Genomic DNA, 17,701 nt, shown 5'->3' with positions numbered 1-17,701 from the left:
GATCGCGACGCTCGTTATGCAGCATAGTTATTCTATGTCAGTAACGAGCAACAAAGAGCAGAGGGCGTTTAGAAGAACCCCTAGGGCAGCGCTTGAAGCCTATTTCTCCCGTGTTGGCACATGTTTATGTAGAATTACTACACCACACATGTGCCGCCTTGTATAAATACGCTACAAACAGCTACAGAAACAAACAACAAAGGTCAACAGACCCTTGCAACGAAAGGAAATGAGTTTATGTCTTTAGCTTTGACGCAGCCAGCCAGTCGTTATGGTGTGTTGTTGGTCAATTTGGGAACTCCGGAGGCGCCGACGGCCGCGGCGGTGCGTGCTTACCTTAAAGAGTTTCTTTCGGACACCCGAGTGGTGGAGATCCCGCCTTTGCTGTGGTCCATCATCCTCAATGGCATTATTTTGCCCACACGTTCAGCTAAGGTGGCCAAGGCCTATGCCTCTATCTGGCAAAGTGAAGGCTCGCCGCTACGGGTCATTACCGAGCGTCAGGCAAAGGCTCTCAAGCAAGCCATTCAAAGCCAAAGTGGCCAGTCGATTCACGTTGATTATGCCATGACCTATGGCCAGCCCAGCATTCAAAGCCGTATTGATGATATGCAGGCCCGCGGCATCGACAAGATAGCGGTATTGCCTTTATATCCTCAGTATTCGGCAACCACCACGGCGGCGGTATTCGACAAGCTCAACCGTCATCTTGCTAAGGTGCGTAATATTCCCGAGATCCGTTTCTTAAAGCATTATTATGAGCGCGACAGCTATATTCATGCCTTGGCCGGGTCTATTGCCAAATACCGCCAAGTTCATGGTGACGCAGAAAAGCTGATTTTCTCCTTTCATGGTATCCCTAAGCGCTGCGTGAATAAGGGCGACCCTTATTACGAGCACTGCAAGTTTACCGCCGAGCGCTGCGCACAGAAGTTGGGGCTCAGCGATGAGCAATGGCTGATGACCTTTCAGTCGCGCTTTGGCAAAGAAGAATGGCTGCAACCCTATACGGATAAGACCTTAACCGAACTGGGTCAAGCTGGAGTGAAGAAGCTGCAGGTGGTGTGCCCGGCCTTTGCCGCCGATTGTTTGGAAACCCTAGAGGAAATATCGGTAGAAAATGCCGAGATTTTCACCGAAGCGGGCGGTGAGCATTTGGGTTATATCCCAGCACTGAATGATGATGCCGAGCATATCGAGCTCTTGGTCGAGCTTGCCTATTCGCAGTTGCAGAACTGGTAATAAAAAAAGCGCCCTCGGGCGCTTTTTTAATGTCTGATTTTTACCGCGGATATTAAAGTGAATCTAGAGCGGCGATGGCTTTTTTATAGTCCGGCTCTTGTGAGAGTTCACTGACCAATTCCTTGTAAACCACCTTGTGCTCTTTATCGAGGACAAATACGGCTCGGCTTAAAATGCCCATGTCTTTAATAAGCAGCCCATAATGTTCGGCAAAATCGCGCCACACAGCATCGGATAAGGTTTCCAGCTTGTCTATGCCTTCTGCGGCACAATAGCGTTTTTGTGCAAAGGGCAGATCGGTGCTGATGGTGAGCATGGCTACTTGCGGGTAATTGGCTGCCACCTGCTCGTTAAAATGTTTGGTTTGAATGCTGCACACCCCAGTGTCCAGGCTCGGCACTACGCTTAGCAGCACTGCCTGTTGTTGATAATCACTCAGGCCTTTGGCCTGGAATGCACTATCGACAACACGAAAATCAGGAGCCTTTTGACCAACGGCTACACCATTTCCGAGCAGTACCACGGGCTTGCCTTTGGCTGTAACCTTATTGGCATCCAGGGTGTTGATGGTGGTGCTTTGTTCTGCGAAGGCGCCGTAGCTGACACTGGAAGCCAGCACGAGGGCGCTGAGCAATACTTTATTTATCATATTCTTGCCTTAATTTTAATCTGTATGCTGTAAATTGTTTTGATAGAGCCAGTCTATATTTAAATTGAGTAATGTTAATACCACTATTTGTGGTTAGCTTTTGTAAAATAAGCGGTAATTATCATTTCATACCATTCTCAGCCCCTGGTGTCAGGTATTCTAAGTGATGAAAACACCAGTGTCGCGCAGCCGTAACTCGCCCGCTTTTGCCCACAGGCTGAGAAGTACAACTTATGCTCGCAACCCATGACTGAGAATGTCTGACTCTATTACAGACCGACAATCTAGACGTTTTATTTCTTCGTTTATTCTCGACTTAGTGCTCGAGTTCCAACTCTGAGTTGGGGCAAGTGCCTAACTTGACTATGCTACCGTCAGCGTTTTCCTGCTCAAGGCGCACGGGGAAGCCCCATAACCTGTGCAGGTGTTTAAGCACCTCATCTTTGGATTCGGCCAATGGAATACCAAGATGAGGGATATAGCGCAGGGTTAACGACCTATCGCCACGAATATCAATGTTATAGACCTGAATATTGGGCTCATGATTGCTGAGGTTGTATTGTGCTGACAGCGCCTGGCGAATTTTCTGGTAGCCGTTTTCATCGTGGATCGCTGCGACTTCTAAATGCGGTTGCTGGCTGTCATCGACAATGGAAAAAAGTTTGAATTCACGAATGAGCCGCGGTGATAAAAACTGGCTGATAAAGCTCTCATCTTTAAAATTCTGCATCGCAAAATGCAGGGTTTCCAACCAATTACTGCCCGCATACTCGGGGAACCACTGACGGTCCTCATCGTCCGGATTTTCACAAATACGGCGAATATCCACCATCATATTAAAACCCAAGGCGTAGGGGTTGATGCCGGAGTAATAATTGCTGTTGTAGGGTGGCTGATAAATTACATTGGTGTGGCTTTGCAGCACCTCGAACATAAAACCATCGGTGAGTTTGCCCTCGTCATAGAGGTGATTAAGCAGGGTGTAGTGCCAGAAGGTGGCCCAGCCTTCATTCATAACCTGGGTTTGCTTTTGCGGGTAGAAGTACTGGGATATTTTACGCACTATACGCACTATCTCGCGCTGCCAAGGTTCCAGGAGAGGCGCATTTTTTTCGACAAAATAGAGAATATTTTCCTGCGGCTCTGAAGGAAAACGCGGGCGCTTTTTACTTTTTTGTTGCTCACTGGTGGGAATGGTACGCCACAGCTCATTGACCTGAGATTGCAAGTAATCGGCGCGCTCCTGCTGGCGCTTTTGCTCCTCATACAGGGATATTTGCTGCGGTCGCTTATAGCGGTCGACGCCATAATTCATCAGCGCATGGCAGGAGTCGAGAATATCTTCTACCTCATCTATGCCATATTTTTGCTCGCACTCGGCGATGTAGTTTTTGGCGAACAGCAGGTAATCGATAATGGAGCCGGCGTCGGTCCAGGTTTTAAACAGGTAATTTCCCTTAAAAAAGGAATTGTGGCCATAACAGGCATGGGCCATCACTAAGGCCTGCATGGCCATGGTGTTTTCTTCCATCAGGTAGGCAATACAGGGGTTGGAGTTAATAACGATTTCATAGGCTAAGCCCATTTGGCCACGGCGGTAGTTTTGCTCTGTTTGAATAAATTTCTTACCGAACGACCAGTGGTTGTAGCCTATGGGCATGCCGACGCTGGAGTAGGCGTCCATCATCTGCTCGGCGGTGATCACTTCAATCTGATTGGGGTAAGTGTCGAGCTTATAGTGCTCGGCGACCCGTTTGATCTCCTGCCGATATTCTTCCAGTAAATCAAAAGTCCAATCTGGGCCGTCACTTAAAGGCTTGGTCATAGTCACCCCTTATGCTAGGCGCGTTGCGCCGTAGTGCTTGCACTTTTTTTAAAGAGTTCGCGGAAGATAGGGTAAATGTCTTCCACCGAGGTAATGTGCTTAATGGCAAAGTTCCCGAAGTGCGCCGCTAATTGTTCATACTCGCGCCACAGGCTTTGATGGGCGCGATTGGTGATCTCCACATAGGCGTAGTAGCGCACCATGGGTAAAATCTTGTTGCTCAGTACCTCAGCGCATTGAGGGGAATCATCGGCCCAGTTATCGCCATCGGACGCCTGGGCGGCGTAGATATTCCACTCGCTGGAGGAATAGCGGGCGGCAATGATCTGGTGCATCAGCTTTAGGGCGCTGGAAACTATGGTGCCGCCGGTTTCCTGGGAGTAGAAAAACTCCTGCTCATCGACCTCCTTGGCCTGGGTATGATGGCGTATATACACTACCTCAATGTCCTTATAGGTGCGGGTAAGGAATAAGTAGAGCAGAATATAAAAGCGCTTTGCCATATCCTTGGTGGCCTGATCCATGGAGCCGGACACATCCATCAAGCAAAACATCACCGCCTTGGAGGTGGGGTGGGGGCGTTTTTCATAGTTGCGAAAGCGCAGATCATAATTATCGATAAAGGGCACGGCCGATATTTGGCGCTCCAGCTCTTCTATTTGCACCAGCAATTGATTGATACGAGTTTGCTCCGGCACAGGTTGTTGCTCTAGGTGCATAAGTTCTTGTTTGAGTTCGGCCAGCTCACGCTTTTTCCCTGCTGTCATGGCCACTCGGCGCGCTAAGGAGCTTTGCAATGAGCGGATGATATCTATGTTGCTTGGCACCCCATCGTTACAAAAACCGGCCCTGTGGGTGCGCATCTGCACCAGCTTGTCGAGGCTGTTTTCCTGTAAGTTAGGCAGCTCTAGATCTTCAAAAAGGAGGTCGAGATATTCGTCCTTGGAGATGGAGAACACAAAGTCATCCGTGCCTTCTCCTTGGTCGCTGGCTTCGCCTTCACCGGCGCCACCGCTTTGCCCTGCAGGAGGGCGCTTGATCCTGTCGCCGGCATTGAACTGATCATTGCCCGGGTGCACCTGCTCGCGAAAGCCGCCCTTGCCCTGATGAAACACCGGCTCTTTGATGTCTTTTGCGGGTATGGATATGCTCTCACCGCTGGACACATCGGTGACACTGCGTTTGTTTATGGCGTCTGAAACGGCTTCCTTAATTTGCTTTTTATAGCGTCGAATAAAGCGTTGACGATTAAGCGTACTTTTATTCTTGCCGTTCAGGCGCCTATCGATAAAGTGCGCCATAAAATTCCCCTCAACTTACTTCAAAGGCGTTATTGTGATTTGCGTACGCGCAAGTACCACTCAGATAACAGCCTTACTTGTTTCTGGGTGTAGCCCTTAGCTACCATGCGATTAACAAAGTCTTCGTGCTTCTTCTGATCTTCCGCCGAGGTTTTGGCATTGAAGGAGATAACCGGCAACAAATCCTCGGTATTTGAGAACATCTTCTTCTCTATCACGGTGCGAAGCTTCTCGTAGCTGGTCCACAAGGGGTTTTTGCCATTGTTGTGCGCCCGTGCCCGCAGGACAAAGTTGACGATTTCGTTGCGGAAGTCCTTAGGATTAGAGATGCCCGCAGGTTTTTCAATTTTTTCCAACTCGGCGTTCAGAGCGGCACGGTCAAATAGCTGCCCCGTATCCGGGTCTCGGTACTCCTGATCCTGAATCCAAAAGTCTGCATAGGTCACATAGCGGTCGAAAATATTCTGACCATATTCGGAGTAGGACTCTAAATAAGCGGTTTGCAGCTCTTTACCGATAAATTCAACGTATTGCGGGATCAGGTAGCCCTTAAGGTGCGATAAGTAACGCTCTTGTACCTCGGCACTGTATTGTTCACGCTCGATTTGTTGCTCAAGCACATAAAACAGGTGCACCGGGTTGGCCGCCACTTCGCTGTGATCAAAGTTAAAAACCCGGGACAGTATCTTAAAGGAGAAACGTGTCGACAGCCCGGTCATCCCCTCATCGACGCCAGCGTAGTCGCGATATTCCTGATAGGATTTGGCCTTGGGATCCGTATCTTTGAGGCTTTCGCCGTTATAAACCCGCATTTTTGAATAAATACTGGAGTTTTCCGGCTCTTTAAGGCGGGATAAAACTGAGAACTTGGCTAAAGTCTCGAGTGTGCCTGGGGCGCATGGTGCGTCGCATAGCTCACTGTTTTGTAATAGCTTATCGTAAATTTTTACTTCTTCGGTAACGCGCAGGCAATAGGGCACTTTAACGATATAAACCCTGTCGAGGAAAGCCTCGTTGTTTTTGTTGTTTTTAAAGGTTTGCCATTCTGACTCATTGGAGTGAGCGAGAATAATACCGCTAAAGGGCAGGGCCGAAATGCCTTCGGTGCCGTTATAGTTGCCTTCTTGGGTTGCAGTAAGCAGTGGGTGCAGCACCTTGATTGGCGCCTTAAACATTTCCACAAACTCCATCAAGCCTTGGTTGGCCAGGCATAAAGCGCCGGAATAGGCGTAGGCATCGGGATCATTTTGGGCAAAATGCTCTAGTTTACGAATATCGACCTTACCAACTAGGGCCGAGATATCCTGGTTGTTCTCATCGCCGGGTTCGGTTTTGGCGATGGCGATTTGATTTAAAATAGAGGGGTAGCGCTTAACCACCCTAAACTGGCTGATGTCGCCATTGTATTCTTTTAAGCGTTTCGCCGCCCAAGGCGACATTATAGTGCGCAAGTAACGTTTTTTGATGCCGTATTCGTTCTCTAACAGGTCGCCATCTTCCATGGCGTTAAAAAGGCTTAATGGATGGTCATTAACCGGCGAGCCTTTTAAACAATAAATCGGCACCTGTTGCATCAGGTATTTCAATTTTTCGGCGATGGATGACTTACCGCCACCAACTGGGCCAAGTAAGTACAGAACTTGTTTATACTCTTCAAGGCCTTGCGCAGCGTGTTTAAGGTAAGACACTATTTGCTCTATGGCATCTTCCATACCATAAAACTCACTGAATGCCGGGTAGCGGGCGATCACCCTGTTGGAAAAGAGGCGACTGAGTATCGAGTCTTGCGAGGTATCTATCATCTGCGGCTCGCCTATGGCCGTCAGTAGTCTTTCAGCGGCCGTGGCGTAGGCCGTTTTGTCTTGTTTGCACAACTCTAAAAACTCGCTAACGCTATATTCTTCTTCTTGGGATGCTTCAAAGCGAGATTGATAATGCTCAAATATTGTCATAGCGACCTCCAAGGAACCCGAAGCTAAGATGAAAGGCAAAGATGCAACTCGGTTACTTAAAGCGTAGACAGTGTTATAAAAATTTGCGAAATATATTAGGAATTTAGTCCTCTGGATTGGCGTTGGATTCAGGCATAAAAAAAGCCCAGTTGTACACCGACAACAAGGCTTTTTTTGTCATTTAGTCAAGGTGAAATTAATTCACCTTAACATGAATGTTTGGCGATTAAGCAGCGAAGTTTTGGTTCGCGAAATCCCAGTTAACTAGTGCCCAGAAACCTTTAAGGTAATCAGGACGCAGGTTACGGTAATCGATGTAGTAAGCGTGTTCCCACAGATCCACAGTTAGGATAGGAGTTACGCCAGCTTCAGTTAGCGGAGTCGCTGCATTTGAAGTGTTAACGATATCTAGAGAACCGTCGGCAGTTTTAACTAACCAAGTCCAGCTTGAACCGAAGTTGTTAACTGCTTTATCGTTGAAAGCTTCTTGGAACGCTTCGAAAGAACCCCATTTAGCGTTGATAGCATCGGCAACTGCGCCAGTTGCTACACCACCGCCATTTGGAGATAGGCTGTGCCAGTAGAAAGTGTGGTTCCAGATTTGTGCAGCATTGTTGAAAACACCGCCTTCTGATGAACATACGATCTCTTCTAGTGATTTACCTTCGAAATCAGTACCTTCGATTAAGCCGTTTAACTTTACTACGTAAGTGTTGTGGTGCTTACCGTGGTGGTACTCAAGAGTTTCTTGAGAAATGTGCGGCTCAAGAGCGTTGATTTCATAAGGTAGTGACGGTAGTTCAAATGCCATGTTTTTCTCCATCTGTCTTTATTTGAAAATGGGCTTTAACCGGGTGCACGTTGCGCTCGGTGTACTGAAAGCCTTTATAGTGGTACTATAATTCCCGAGTATTTTACTCAAGTTTAAACAAACAGCAACGCTTTAAGAAGTGTAAGCTATTCTCGCTTTTACCAATGTTAGCAAGCCTGGCACTATTTTTCGTTAACTTTGCGAGAAAAATAGCTCATGCGTTTACCCTGGGAAACTATCCAGCGTTGGCCGTTTGCTTTAACATACCCTAAACATTGTGGTCGCGGTGGTGGTTTTCAATACAAACCAGCATCGAAAATTGAAATAGAGGTTGTTAATGGAAACCATTGATAAGATTAAACAGCAAATTGCCGAAAACCCGATTCTGCTTTATATGAAGGGTTCGCCTAAATTACCAAGCTGCGGCTTTTCTTCGCAGGCTTCACAAGCGTTGATGTCTTGTGGTGAGCAATTTGCTTACGTGGATATTCTACAAAACCCGGATATTCGCGCTGAATTGCCTAAATATGCCAACTGGCCAACCTTCCCACAGCTTTGGGTTGAAGGCGAGTTGATCGGCGGCTGTGACATTATTATCGAAATGTTCCAACGCGGTGAATTACAGCCACTTATTCAAGAAACTGCTGCTAAATATAAAGAAGCGGACAGCGCCGAATAAGCAAACAGGCTATGCTCTTGGGCGCAACCAAGGGTTATGTCGTTGATAAACGATAAAAATAATACTTAAGCCGGCAGTCGCCGGCTTTTCTTTTTCTTTTCTTTCCATCTCGCCAGCATCTATTACACTTTCATCTAGGCATTAATGGGTGACTATGGAAGTGGGTGATGTTCTCAGTGCGAATTCAGGGAATACTCGTGTTACTCCTCGCGACAAGCTGGCCGTTTAAGTGGGTCGTAGCAGCAGACAAGGTGACACAAGTAACCCTGGAATACCGACTTGATAATCAGAACTACAGTTACACCGGTATGTGGCAGGGTGCGACTCTGAGTTTTGATGGCGGCCGAGAGCGCAAGGCGGTGGTAGCTACTCTTGATTGGCCTCCCTATATAGGCCGGCAAGAATGCCAAGGTGGCTGGCTGCTTCAGTATATGGCGGCGGTGATAATACAGGCCGGCTACAATCCCGAATTTCGCTTTTTACCCTGGGCCCGTGCTGTGCGTATGGCGGAGCTGGGTCATGTGGATATACTCGCTCCCGAATATGAAATAGAAGCTTCGGCACCGTCCGATGTGGTGCTGGGCAATACTCGTTTACAGCATTTAGCCTTGTCCTCTCCTTACGCCCACACTCCCGTGCATTATATTAGCGCCGCCAACAGCGAGCTCACCCAGGCTCCGGCTCCTCAATCCTTGTCCGATTATGCTGTGGGCGTGGTACGTGGCTACCAAAATGCACCCGAGGTTGACAAAGTGCTCGACGGTGGTCGCGTGATTGTGCAGCAAGCCATAGACGACAGCCAGAACCTGCAATTATTACTTTCGGGGCGAGTCAACCTGATTGTGGCCGATCCCCTAGTGATAAACACCCTGGCTCAGCGTCAGAATGTCGCCAGCGATAGCTACCGAGTATTGCAACCGGCTATCACCGAGCAGTCCTTGTATTTTGCGCTGTCAACGGCGCGGCCTCAGTGGCAAAGGTTAATGTTGGATATTAATAGTGAGATCGCGCAGATGCAGAAACAGGCGTTGCGTACGCAACTGATGTCCCGACTCAAACAAGCCTGCCCTGCATACAATTAAAAAACCAGTGAATACCCACTGCTCGCTGTGAATAATTATTCACTATGAGATTTCATTTACGTTAACGTAAAGTGCAGGTTTACCTTAACGTAATTTAGCGTTTTTTCATTTTGACACTGGTGTCATGTTAAAAATAACGAATATAAAGCGGATAAATAGTACAAGGTGTTTACTTTTTATGGTGATCACAAATAATGAAAAATATTCAAGATTGTGAATATGTATTCGTTATTTCGTTGACACCCCAGATGCAAAGGGTTAGCGTTGACGGTCCGCTAGCACCACAGCAAGGGTCAATAATTGCCAAGCTAGCACGCAGTAGCAATGGGGAGAGGGGTCCAACATGTTATATGACTCAAGTTTAGAAAAAGATAATTGCGGCTTTGGCTTAATAGCCCAGGTCAACGGTCAGGTTAGCCATAAACTTATTCGCACCGCCATTACCGGATTGGCGCGTATGGAGCATCGTGGCGGTATTTCTGCCGATGGTAAAACCGGCGATGGCTGTGGTTTATTGATGCAAAAGCCCGATAGCTTCTTTCGTGCTATTGCCAAAGAAAATGATTGGTTGCTGGGTAAAAACTATGCTGTCGGCATGCTTTTTTTAAGTCAGGATCCCGTCCAGGCCCAGGCGGCCAAGACGCTGGTGGCAAAAGAATTAGAGCAGGAAACCCTGACCTTGGTGGGCTGGCGCGAGGTGCCGGTGGATACCAGTTATCTGGGTGATATTGCCTTGGCGCAATTGCCGCAGTTTGTGCAGGTATTTGTCAGTGCCCCTGAGGGCTGGCGGCCCAAGGATTTAGAGCGCCGCTTGTATATCGCCCGGCGCCGAATCGAAAAGCAGTTGCAGCAGGATAAGGATTTTTATATCGCCAGCTTGTCTGGTTTGGTGACCGTCTACAAGGGCTTGATGATGCCCGAAGACTTGCCTAATTTTTATCTCGACTTGGCCGATATGCGTATGACCACGGCGATCTGCGTGTTCCACCAACGCTTCTCTACCAATACCCAACCGCGCTGGCCTTTGGCCCAGCCGTTTAGATATTTGGCGCACAATGGCGAGATCAACACCATCACGGGCAACCGCCAATGGGCCAGAGCTCGCGCCTATAAATTTGCCTCGCCGCTGTTGCCGGACTTACAGACCGCGGCGCCTTTTGTGAATGAAAGCGGTTCGGATTCATCGAGCCTGGATAATATGCTCGAGCTGTTTTTGGCCGGCGGCATGGACTTGTTCCGAGCCATGCGTATGTTGGTGCCGCCAGCATGGCAGAAAAACCGCGCCATGGATGAGGATTTACGCGCCTTCTACGATTTTAACTCCATGCATATGGAGCCCTGGGACGGCCCAGCCGGCATAGTGATGTCGGATGGTCGCTTCGCCGCTTGTAATCTGGATAGAAACGGCCTGCGTCCAGCACGCTATGTGTTGACCCAGGACGGCTTTATTACCCTGGCCTCAGAAGTAGGGATCTGGGATTATGCCGCCGATGAGGTGGTGGAAAAAGGCAGGGTAGGCCCAGGTGAGCTGATGGTCATAGATACTTTGCATGGCAAGGTGTGGCATTCCGATGAAATCGATCAGGATCTAAAAGCTCGCCACCCTTACAAGCAATGGCTTGAGCAAAACGTTAAGCGCCTGACGCCTTTTGAGTTACTGAGCGATAAAGAGGCGGGCAACCGCTCATTCGACGAAGAAACTCTGCTTATCTATCAAAAGATGTTCGCCTATACCAATGAAGAGTTGGATCAGGTGATCCGAGTGATGGGTGAAAATGGCCAGGAAGCGACCGGCTCCATGGGTGATGATACCCCGTTTGCCGTGCTTTCCGAGGGACATAGATCTCTGTTCGACTATTTCCGCCAGAAATTTGCTCAGGTGACTAACCCGCCTATCGATCCACTGCGGGAAAATCATGTTATGTCTTTGGCGACCTGCATTGGCCGCGAACAAAATGTCTTTAACGAGACCACGGGCCATGCCAAGCGCTTGCAGTTTGACACCCCCATACTTATGTATTCCGACATGGTACAGCTGCGCAGCGCCAATGATGAGCACTACAGCCATAGTTCAATCGATTTAAACTACACCGCCGATGAAACCCTGGAGCAGGCATTAGTGCGCATTTGTGATGAAGCGCAGCGCAAGGCCGAATCCGGTGTGGTGATGTTGCTGCTCAGCGACAGACATATCAGCCAGGATAGTCTGCCTATTCCGGCCGCCATGGCCGTGGGAGCTGTGCACCAGCGCCTGGTCAACAACAGCCTGCGCTGTGATACCAATATCATTATCGAAACCGGCAGCGCCCGCGACCCGCATCAATTTGCGGTCTTACTTGGCTTTGGTGCCACCGCTATTTACCCTTATCTGGCCTATGAATCCTTGGTGGCGATGAGCGATGCCAAGGTCATTAACAAGAGCTATCGCGAAGTGACGCTTTCGTATCGTAACGCCATCAACAAGGGCCTGCTTAAAATCATGTCTAAGATGGGTATTAGTACAGTGGCTTCCTATCGCTGTTCCATGTTGTTCGAAGCCGTTGGCCTGTCCGAGCAGGTGGTGGACCTGTGCTTTAACGGCGTTGCCAACCGCATTAGTGGTGCCGGCTTTGAGGATTTCGAGCAGGATCAGTTGAAGTTGCGCCAGCTTGCCTTTAGCGCGCGCAAGCTTTTGAGCCATGGTGGTTTATTAAAGTTTGTTCATGGCGGTGAATACCATGCCTATAATCCGGATGTGATCCAGTCGCTGCAAAAAGCAGTTCGCTCTGGCGATTATCAAGATTATCTGCGTTATGCAGATCTGGTTAATAACCGGCCGATCACCAACATTCGCGATATGTTGGCGCTTAAGGGCGGCACTAAGGCTATTGCCATCGATGAGGTAGAAGCACCCGAGGAGCTGTATAAGCGTTTCGACTCGGCGGCCATGAGTATAGGTGCCCTGTCACCGGAAGCGCATGAGGCTCTGGCGATTGCCATGAACCGCCTCGGCGGTTGCTCCAACTCGGGTGAGGGCGGCGAAGATAAGTTGCGATATGGCACAGAGAAAAACTCCCGTATCAAGCAGGTGGCCTCGGGGCGCTTTGGCGTTACGCCGCATTACTTGCGCAGTGCCGATGTTATTCAGATCAAGGTAGCGCAAGGCGCCAAACCGGGCGAGGGTGGACAATTACCAGGGGAAAAGGTCACCCCCTATATCGCCAAATTACGTTACTCAGTGCCCGGTGTAACCTTGATTTCACCGCCACCGCACCATGATATTTACTCCATTGAAGACCTGGCCCAGCTGATTTTTGATCTTAAACAGGTGAATCCTGAGGCCATGATCTCGGTTAAGCTGGTGTCTGAGCCCGGTGTTGGCACCATAGCCACTGGGGTGGCCAAGGCCTACGCGGATTTGATCACCATAGCTGGCTACGATGGCGGCACAGGTGCAAGCCCGCTGACCTCAGTCAAATACGCCGGCAGCCCATGGGAGCTAGGTCTGGCGGAAACCCAGCAGGCTCTGGTTGAAAATGGCTTGCGACATCGTATTCGCTTGCAAACCGATGGTGGCTTAAAAACCGGTCTCGACATTATTAAAGCGGCTATCTTGGGCGCCGAAAGCTTTGGTTTTGGTACTGGCCCCATGGTTGCACTGGGCTGTAAATACCTCAGAATTTGTCATTTGAATAACTGTGCCACAGGTGTGGCGACTCAGGATGAAACCCTGCGTGCCAAGCACTATCACGGCCTGCCGGAAATGGCGATGAACTACTTTAAGTTTATCGCTCAGGAAGCGCGCGAATTGATGGCCTCCTTGGGCGTAACCCGATTGGTTGATTTGATCGGGCGCACCGACTTGCTTGAGGCGCTCGAAGGCAAAACGGCGAAACAGCAAAAGCTGGATTTATCGCACTTGCTGGCACAACCAAAAAATATAAGCGGTCAGTCCTTATATTGTTCTATGCCTAATACCTCACACTATCGCGGCGCCCTTAATGAAGAGCTGTTGGCGAAGACGAAGCAGGCCATAGATAATCGCAGCGGAGCCAATCTGGTGACGCGTATCTGTAACACCGACCGCTCGGTAGGGGCCATGCTTTCCGGTTATATCGCCGCCCAGCATGGTAACCAGGGCATGGCTGCAGAGCCGGTGCGTATTGAATTGCATGGCACCGCAGGTCAGTCGTTTGGGGTGTTTAATGCCGGTGGTCTGGAAATGACTCTTGTCGGTGATGCCAATGACTATGTGGGCAAGGGCATGGCTGGCGGCCGTTTGGTGGTGCGTCCGCCTTTGGGTTCTTGTTTCCAGTCACACCAGGCGGCAATTGTAGGTAATACCTGTTTATACGGTGCCACTGGCGGCAAATTATATGCCGCGGGCTGCGCTGGTGAACGCTTTGGCGTTCGTAACTCCGGAGTTACCGCCGTGATTGAAGGTCTTGGCGACAACGGTTGTGAATATATGACCGGCGGAGTGGTCTGTGTGCTTGGTAAGGTAGGTATTAACTTTGGTGCTGGCATGACCGGAGGTTTTGCCTATGTGCTTGATGAAGCACATGACTTTACCAAGCGCATGAACCCTGAGCTGGTGGAGATAGTGAGCCTGGAGCAGTTGCCGACTCATCAGGAGCATCTGCGTGGTTTGATTGCCGAGCACCTTGAGCTGACTGGCTCGCAGCGCGCCGAGGCCATCCTCGCCAGCTTCGATCTTTACTTGCCCATGTTTAAGTTGGTGAAGCCTATTTCCAGTGATGTTCATAGCCTGTTGGGACACCGCGCCCGCAGTAGCGCCGAACTACGAGTGCAGGCGCAATAGGAGGAAGTATGAGCCAGAATGTTTATCAGTTTATCGATGTACAGCGTGTCGATCCGCGCAAAAAGCCGATTTCTACGCGCAAGCAGCAGTTTGTTGAGATCTATGAGCCGTTTTCACAAAACCAGGTCGACTCTCAGGCGGATCGTTGTCTTGACTGTGGCAACCCCTATTGTGAATGGCAATGTCCGGTGCACAATTATATCCCGCAGTGGTTAAAGCTTATTCGCACCGGGCGTATTCTCGAAGCGGCGGAGCTTTCTCACCGCACCAACAGTCTGCCCGAGGTGTGTGGGCGCGTGTGCCCGCAGGACAGGCTTTGTGAAGGCGCCTGTACTCTGAATGAGGAATTCGGTGCCGTCACCATAGGCAATATCGAAAAATACATTACCGATACCGCCTTTGCCATGGGTTGGAAACCGGATATGAAGCACGTGGTATGGAGTGATAAAAAGGTCGCCATTATCGGTGCTGGGCCGGCGGGACTCGGCTGTGCCGATGTGCTGGTGCGCAATGGAGTTAAACCCGTGGTGTTTGACCGTCACCCGGAAATTGGCGGTCTGCTGACCTTTGGTATTCCTTCGTTTAAGTTGGAAAAAGAAGTGATGCAACGACGTCGGGAAATCTTTACCGAGATGGGTGTCGAGTTTCGTCTGAACACAGAGGTGGGCAAGGATATCGAGCTGCAACAGATCATCGATCAGTATGATGCGGTCTTCCTCGGCGTCGGTACCTATCAAAGTATGCGTGCCAACCTTGAAAACGAGGATGCCGAAGGCGTGCACGACGCCCTGCCATTTTTAATTGGCAATACCAACCGAGTGATGGGCTATGAAGAGGGCGATGCTCCCTATCTTGATATGCAGGGTAAGCGGGTAGTGGTACTCGGTGGTGGTGATACCGCCATGGACTGTGTACGTACCTCGGTGCGTCAACAGGCGCAGCAGGTGATCTGTGCCTATCGCCGTGACGAAGAGAATATGCCCGGCTCTAAACGCGAGGTAAAAAATGCCAAGGAAGAAGGCGTCGAGTTTATGTTTAATGTTCAGCCTAAGGGCATAGTGGTGGACGAGCAAGGTCGGGTGAGCGGCGTTCGCATGGTGCATACCCAATTGGGCGAGCCCGATGAAAATGGCCGTCATCGCGCCGAAGAAGTTCCCGACTCAGAGCATACAGTTGCCGCCGATGCGGTGTTGATGGCCTTTGGCTTTAAGCCCCATAAGATGGAATGGCTGGAGCCCTTTGGTGTGGAAATAAATCACTGGGGTGGCATTAATGCCCCAGAGCAGGGCGCCTTTACGCATCAGACCACTAACCCGAAAATTTTTGCCGGGGGTGATGTGGTACGGGGCTCGGATCTGGTGGTTACCGCCATCTTTGAAGGCCGTAATGCCGCAGAAGGCATTATGGATTACCTGGAAGTTTAATTTTGGATAAACCTTGGAAGCAGCAAAGCGGGCATTAGCCCGCTTTTTTTATGCGCTGTTTTTACTCATTGATAATGTTAAGCGTGAGCTGCAATCAGCTCCCTGGCATTGGCCAAGGTGGTTTTACTGATATTGTCACCGGCCAGCAGGCGGGCGATTTCATCAACGCGGCCTTGCTTATTAAGCGCCAGCATTTGTGTAAAGGTTTCATCATTGGCCACCTGTTTGCCCACGAAGAACTGGTTCATGGCGCTGGAGGCCACTTGGGGCAGGTGGGTCACACATATAACCTGAGTAGATTGGCCAAGGCGACGCAGCAACTTACCTACCGCTGCTGCGGTTGGCCCGGAGATACCTACATCCACTTCATCGAAAATAAGCGTTGGCGTGGTCACGCGCTGGGCGATGATCACCTGGATTGCCAAACTGATCCGCGAGAGCTCACCGCCGGAGGCAACCTTAGACAGCGCCTGCATGGGTTGACCCGGGTTGGTGCTTACCAAAAATTCGATGCGGTCTAAACCAAGGCGGCTGGGTGTGCGCGCTGAGTCAAAATCGAGAGCAATGGCAAAGCGGCCATTTTCCATCGACAACTCATGCATACTGGCGCCGATCAGTTCGCTTAATTCTTGCGCCGCCTCTTTACGGCTGGCGGATAATAGCTCGCAGCACTGCTGATATTCATTAAGAGCTTCGGCTATCTCATCATCGAGCTGAGCCAGGCGTTGATCGTCAACACAGATTGCTTCAAGATCCGTCTTAATTTGCAGGTGATGTGCCACCAGAGCCTTAGGTTCAACCATATGCTTGCGCGCCAAGGTGATGGCGGTGCCCAGGCGTTCATCGAGCTGGGTTAAGCGCTCTGGATCCAACTCAGCGCTATCGCAATAACCGCGCAGCTCGCGGCTTGCTTCTTCTACCTGCACACAGGCGTCGTTAAGCATGGCGGCGATGCCTTCTAAGCTTGGATCTATGGCGGCCAGCTCGCTAATGGCAATGGCGCTGTGCTGTAGAGCACCGTTAATGGTTTGCTCATCGCCTTCGTACAAGGCATAAAGTTGCTGCTGTGAGCCTTCAAGCAAGTGCTGGGCATGGCTAAGACGATTATGCTCCACCTCGATTTGCTCATATTCGCCGTCCTCCAGAGCAAATTCGTCGAGCTCGGCGACCTGATATTCAAGCAGTTGCTTTTGCGCCTGTTGTTGGGCGTGCTTGGCCTCTAACTCGCGCAGCTCCAGCTGTAACTTTTGGTATCGGCTAAAGCTTTTCGCCGTATTTTCAAGTAAGGATTTATGGCCGGCATAGCCATCGAGTAATTGCAGCTGATGGTCGTTTTTCAGCAACAACTGGTGCGCATGCTGACCATGGATGGATAATAAGTGCTGGCCCAATTCCTTTAACTGGGCGGCGGTAACACTGATGCCGTTGATATAGCTTTTGCTGCGGCCATTTTTCGCAACTACGCGTCGCAGTAGGCATTCTTGCTCATCTGCCTCCAGCATATGCTCTTGCAAAAACTGTTGAGCCTTGGGCAGGCGACTAATATCGAAACGGGCGCTAATGTCTGCCTGTTTGGCGCCGGGGCGCACGGCGGCAGCGTCGGCACGCTCACCTAAGCACAGAGAGAGGGCATCGATGGCAATCGATTTACCTGCACCGGTTTCCCCTGTGATTGCGGTCATACCGGCATGCCATTGGGTTTCAAGCTCGCTAACAATAGCAAAATTAGAAATAGTTAATCCCGAAAGCATACTGTTTATCCATCCAGTTATATACTAACTGTTAATCTATACAGTAGTCCGTTTTTTTGCAAATTAAATTTTAAACAATTTGCGCTTGCTCTGGCTCGGTGTATTTGTTGGCAGGCACTCTAGAAGGTATCTTGTACTCGATACCTGGCTTAGGGAACGCTCTAAGCCATTTATCTTCTTGCCA

At 49.9% G+C, this 17,701-nt stretch carries 11 protein-coding genes; 5 read left to right on the top strand and 6 right to left on the bottom strand.

Annotation, left to right across the window (positions count from 1 at the left end; genetic code table 11):
• The first annotated feature begins 237 nt into the window (after positions 1-237).
• Entirely contained in the window at positions 238-1,242 is a 1,005-nt protein-coding gene (gene hemH, locus C2M35_RS00855; protein ID WP_105264407.1) for a ferrochelatase, read from the top strand.
• Between the two features lie 52 nt (positions 1,243-1,294).
• Here the strand turns inward: hemH and tpx are convergent, their stop codons facing one another.
• The 5 genes from tpx to C2M35_RS00830 all read right to left on the bottom strand — a co-directional run bounded on the left by tpx (position 1,295) and on the right by C2M35_RS00830 (position 7,780).
• Complete coding sequence (gene tpx / locus C2M35_RS00850; RefSeq protein ID WP_105215660.1) at positions 1,295-1,891, bottom strand: thiol peroxidase; 597 nt, start codon at positions 1,889-1,891, stop codon at positions 1,295-1,297.
• A gap of 316 nt (positions 1,892-2,207) precedes the next feature.
• Positions 2,208-3,716, bottom strand: a complete 1,509-nt coding sequence (locus tag C2M35_RS00845; RefSeq protein ID WP_105200606.1) for a SpoVR family protein — start codon at positions 3,714-3,716, stop codon at positions 2,208-2,210.
• Positions 3,717-3,730: 14 nt separating this feature from the next.
• A complete protein-coding gene (locus C2M35_RS00840) occupies positions 3,731-5,017 on the bottom strand; it encodes a YeaH/YhbH family protein (protein ID WP_105264406.1) in 1,287 nt (428 codons plus the stop codon).
• Positions 5,018-5,046: 29 nt separating this feature from the next.
• Positions 5,047-6,969 carry a PrkA family serine protein kinase gene (locus C2M35_RS00835; protein ID WP_105215658.1) on the bottom strand — a complete coding sequence of 641 codons (1,923 nt, stop codon included), beginning with the start codon at positions 6,967-6,969 and terminating at the stop codon, positions 5,047-5,049.
• Between the two features lie 226 nt (positions 6,970-7,195).
• Positions 7,196-7,780: a Fe-Mn family superoxide dismutase gene (locus tag C2M35_RS00830; RefSeq protein ID WP_105200604.1), complete on the bottom strand. Its 585-nt coding sequence runs from the start codon at positions 7,778-7,780 to the stop codon at positions 7,196-7,198.
• 337 nt (positions 7,781-8,117) lie between these two features.
• Here C2M35_RS00830 and C2M35_RS00825 point away from each other — a divergent pair, with 337 nt between their 5' ends.
• From C2M35_RS00825 to C2M35_RS00810, 4 genes are all read left to right on the top strand, one after another.
• Positions 8,118-8,459 carry a Grx4 family monothiol glutaredoxin gene (locus C2M35_RS00825; RefSeq protein ID WP_105200603.1) on the top strand — a complete coding sequence of 114 codons (342 nt, stop codon included), beginning with the start codon at positions 8,118-8,120 and terminating at the stop codon, positions 8,457-8,459.
• A gap of 251 nt (positions 8,460-8,710) precedes the next feature.
• On the top strand, positions 8,711-9,541 hold the full coding sequence (locus C2M35_RS00820; protein WP_158677886.1) for a substrate-binding periplasmic protein: 831 nt from the start codon (positions 8,711-8,713) through the stop codon (positions 9,539-9,541).
• A gap of 343 nt (positions 9,542-9,884) precedes the next feature.
• Positions 9,885-14,342: a glutamate synthase large subunit gene (gltB, locus tag C2M35_RS00815; RefSeq protein ID WP_105264405.1), complete on the top strand. Its 4,458-nt coding sequence runs from the start codon at positions 9,885-9,887 to the stop codon at positions 14,340-14,342.
• Positions 14,343-14,350: 8 nt separating this feature from the next.
• The gene (locus C2M35_RS00810) at positions 14,351-15,766 is read left to right on the top strand and encodes an FAD-dependent oxidoreductase (RefSeq protein WP_105257818.1); all 1,416 of its coding nucleotides are present in this window, start codon (positions 14,351-14,353) and stop codon (positions 15,764-15,766) included.
• A gap of 77 nt (positions 15,767-15,843) precedes the next feature.
• Here the strand turns inward: C2M35_RS00810 and recN are convergent, their stop codons facing one another.
• Positions 15,844-17,517, bottom strand: coding sequence for a DNA repair protein RecN (gene recN / locus C2M35_RS00805; RefSeq protein ID WP_105257819.1), 1,674 nt, complete (start codon positions 17,515-17,517; stop codon positions 15,844-15,846).
• Positions 17,518-17,701 lie beyond the last annotated feature (184 nt).

Source organism: Pseudoalteromonas sp. T1lg76 (assembly GCF_002964725.1).
GTDB lineage: Bacteria > Pseudomonadota > Gammaproteobacteria > Enterobacterales > Alteromonadaceae > Pseudoalteromonas.
This window is presented reverse-complemented; position numbering and strand designations above follow the sequence as displayed.

What these genes read in the sequence shown, in the direction of transcription:
- hemH (WP_105264407.1), top strand. Translation starts at nt 238, where the DNA reads ATGTCTTTAGCTTTGACGCAGCCAGCCAGTCGTTATGGTGTGTTGTTG.
- tpx (WP_105215660.1), bottom strand. Translation starts at nt 1,891, where the DNA reads ATGATAAATAAAGTATTGCTCAGCGCCCTCGTGCTGGCTTCCAGTGTC.
- C2M35_RS00845 (WP_105200606.1), bottom strand. Translation starts at nt 3,716, where the DNA reads ATGACCAAGCCTTTAAGTGACGGCCCAGATTGGACTTTTGATTTACTG.
- C2M35_RS00840 (WP_105264406.1), bottom strand. Translation starts at nt 5,017, where the DNA reads ATGGCGCACTTTATCGATAGGCGCCTGAACGGCAAGAATAAAAGTACG.
- C2M35_RS00835 (WP_105215658.1), bottom strand. Translation starts at nt 6,969, where the DNA reads ATGACAATATTTGAGCATTATCAATCTCGCTTTGAAGCATCCCAAGAA.
- C2M35_RS00830 (WP_105200604.1), bottom strand. Translation starts at nt 7,780, where the DNA reads ATGGCATTTGAACTACCGTCACTACCTTATGAAATCAACGCTCTTGAG.
- C2M35_RS00825 (WP_105200603.1), top strand. Translation starts at nt 8,118, where the DNA reads ATGGAAACCATTGATAAGATTAAACAGCAAATTGCCGAAAACCCGATT.
- gltB (WP_105264405.1), top strand. Translation starts at nt 9,885, where the DNA reads ATGTTATATGACTCAAGTTTAGAAAAAGATAATTGCGGCTTTGGCTTA.
- C2M35_RS00810 (WP_105257818.1), top strand. Translation starts at nt 14,351, where the DNA reads ATGAGCCAGAATGTTTATCAGTTTATCGATGTACAGCGTGTCGATCCG.
- recN (WP_105257819.1), bottom strand. Translation starts at nt 17,517, where the DNA reads ATGCTTTCGGGATTAACTATTTCTAATTTTGCTATTGTTAGCGAGCTT.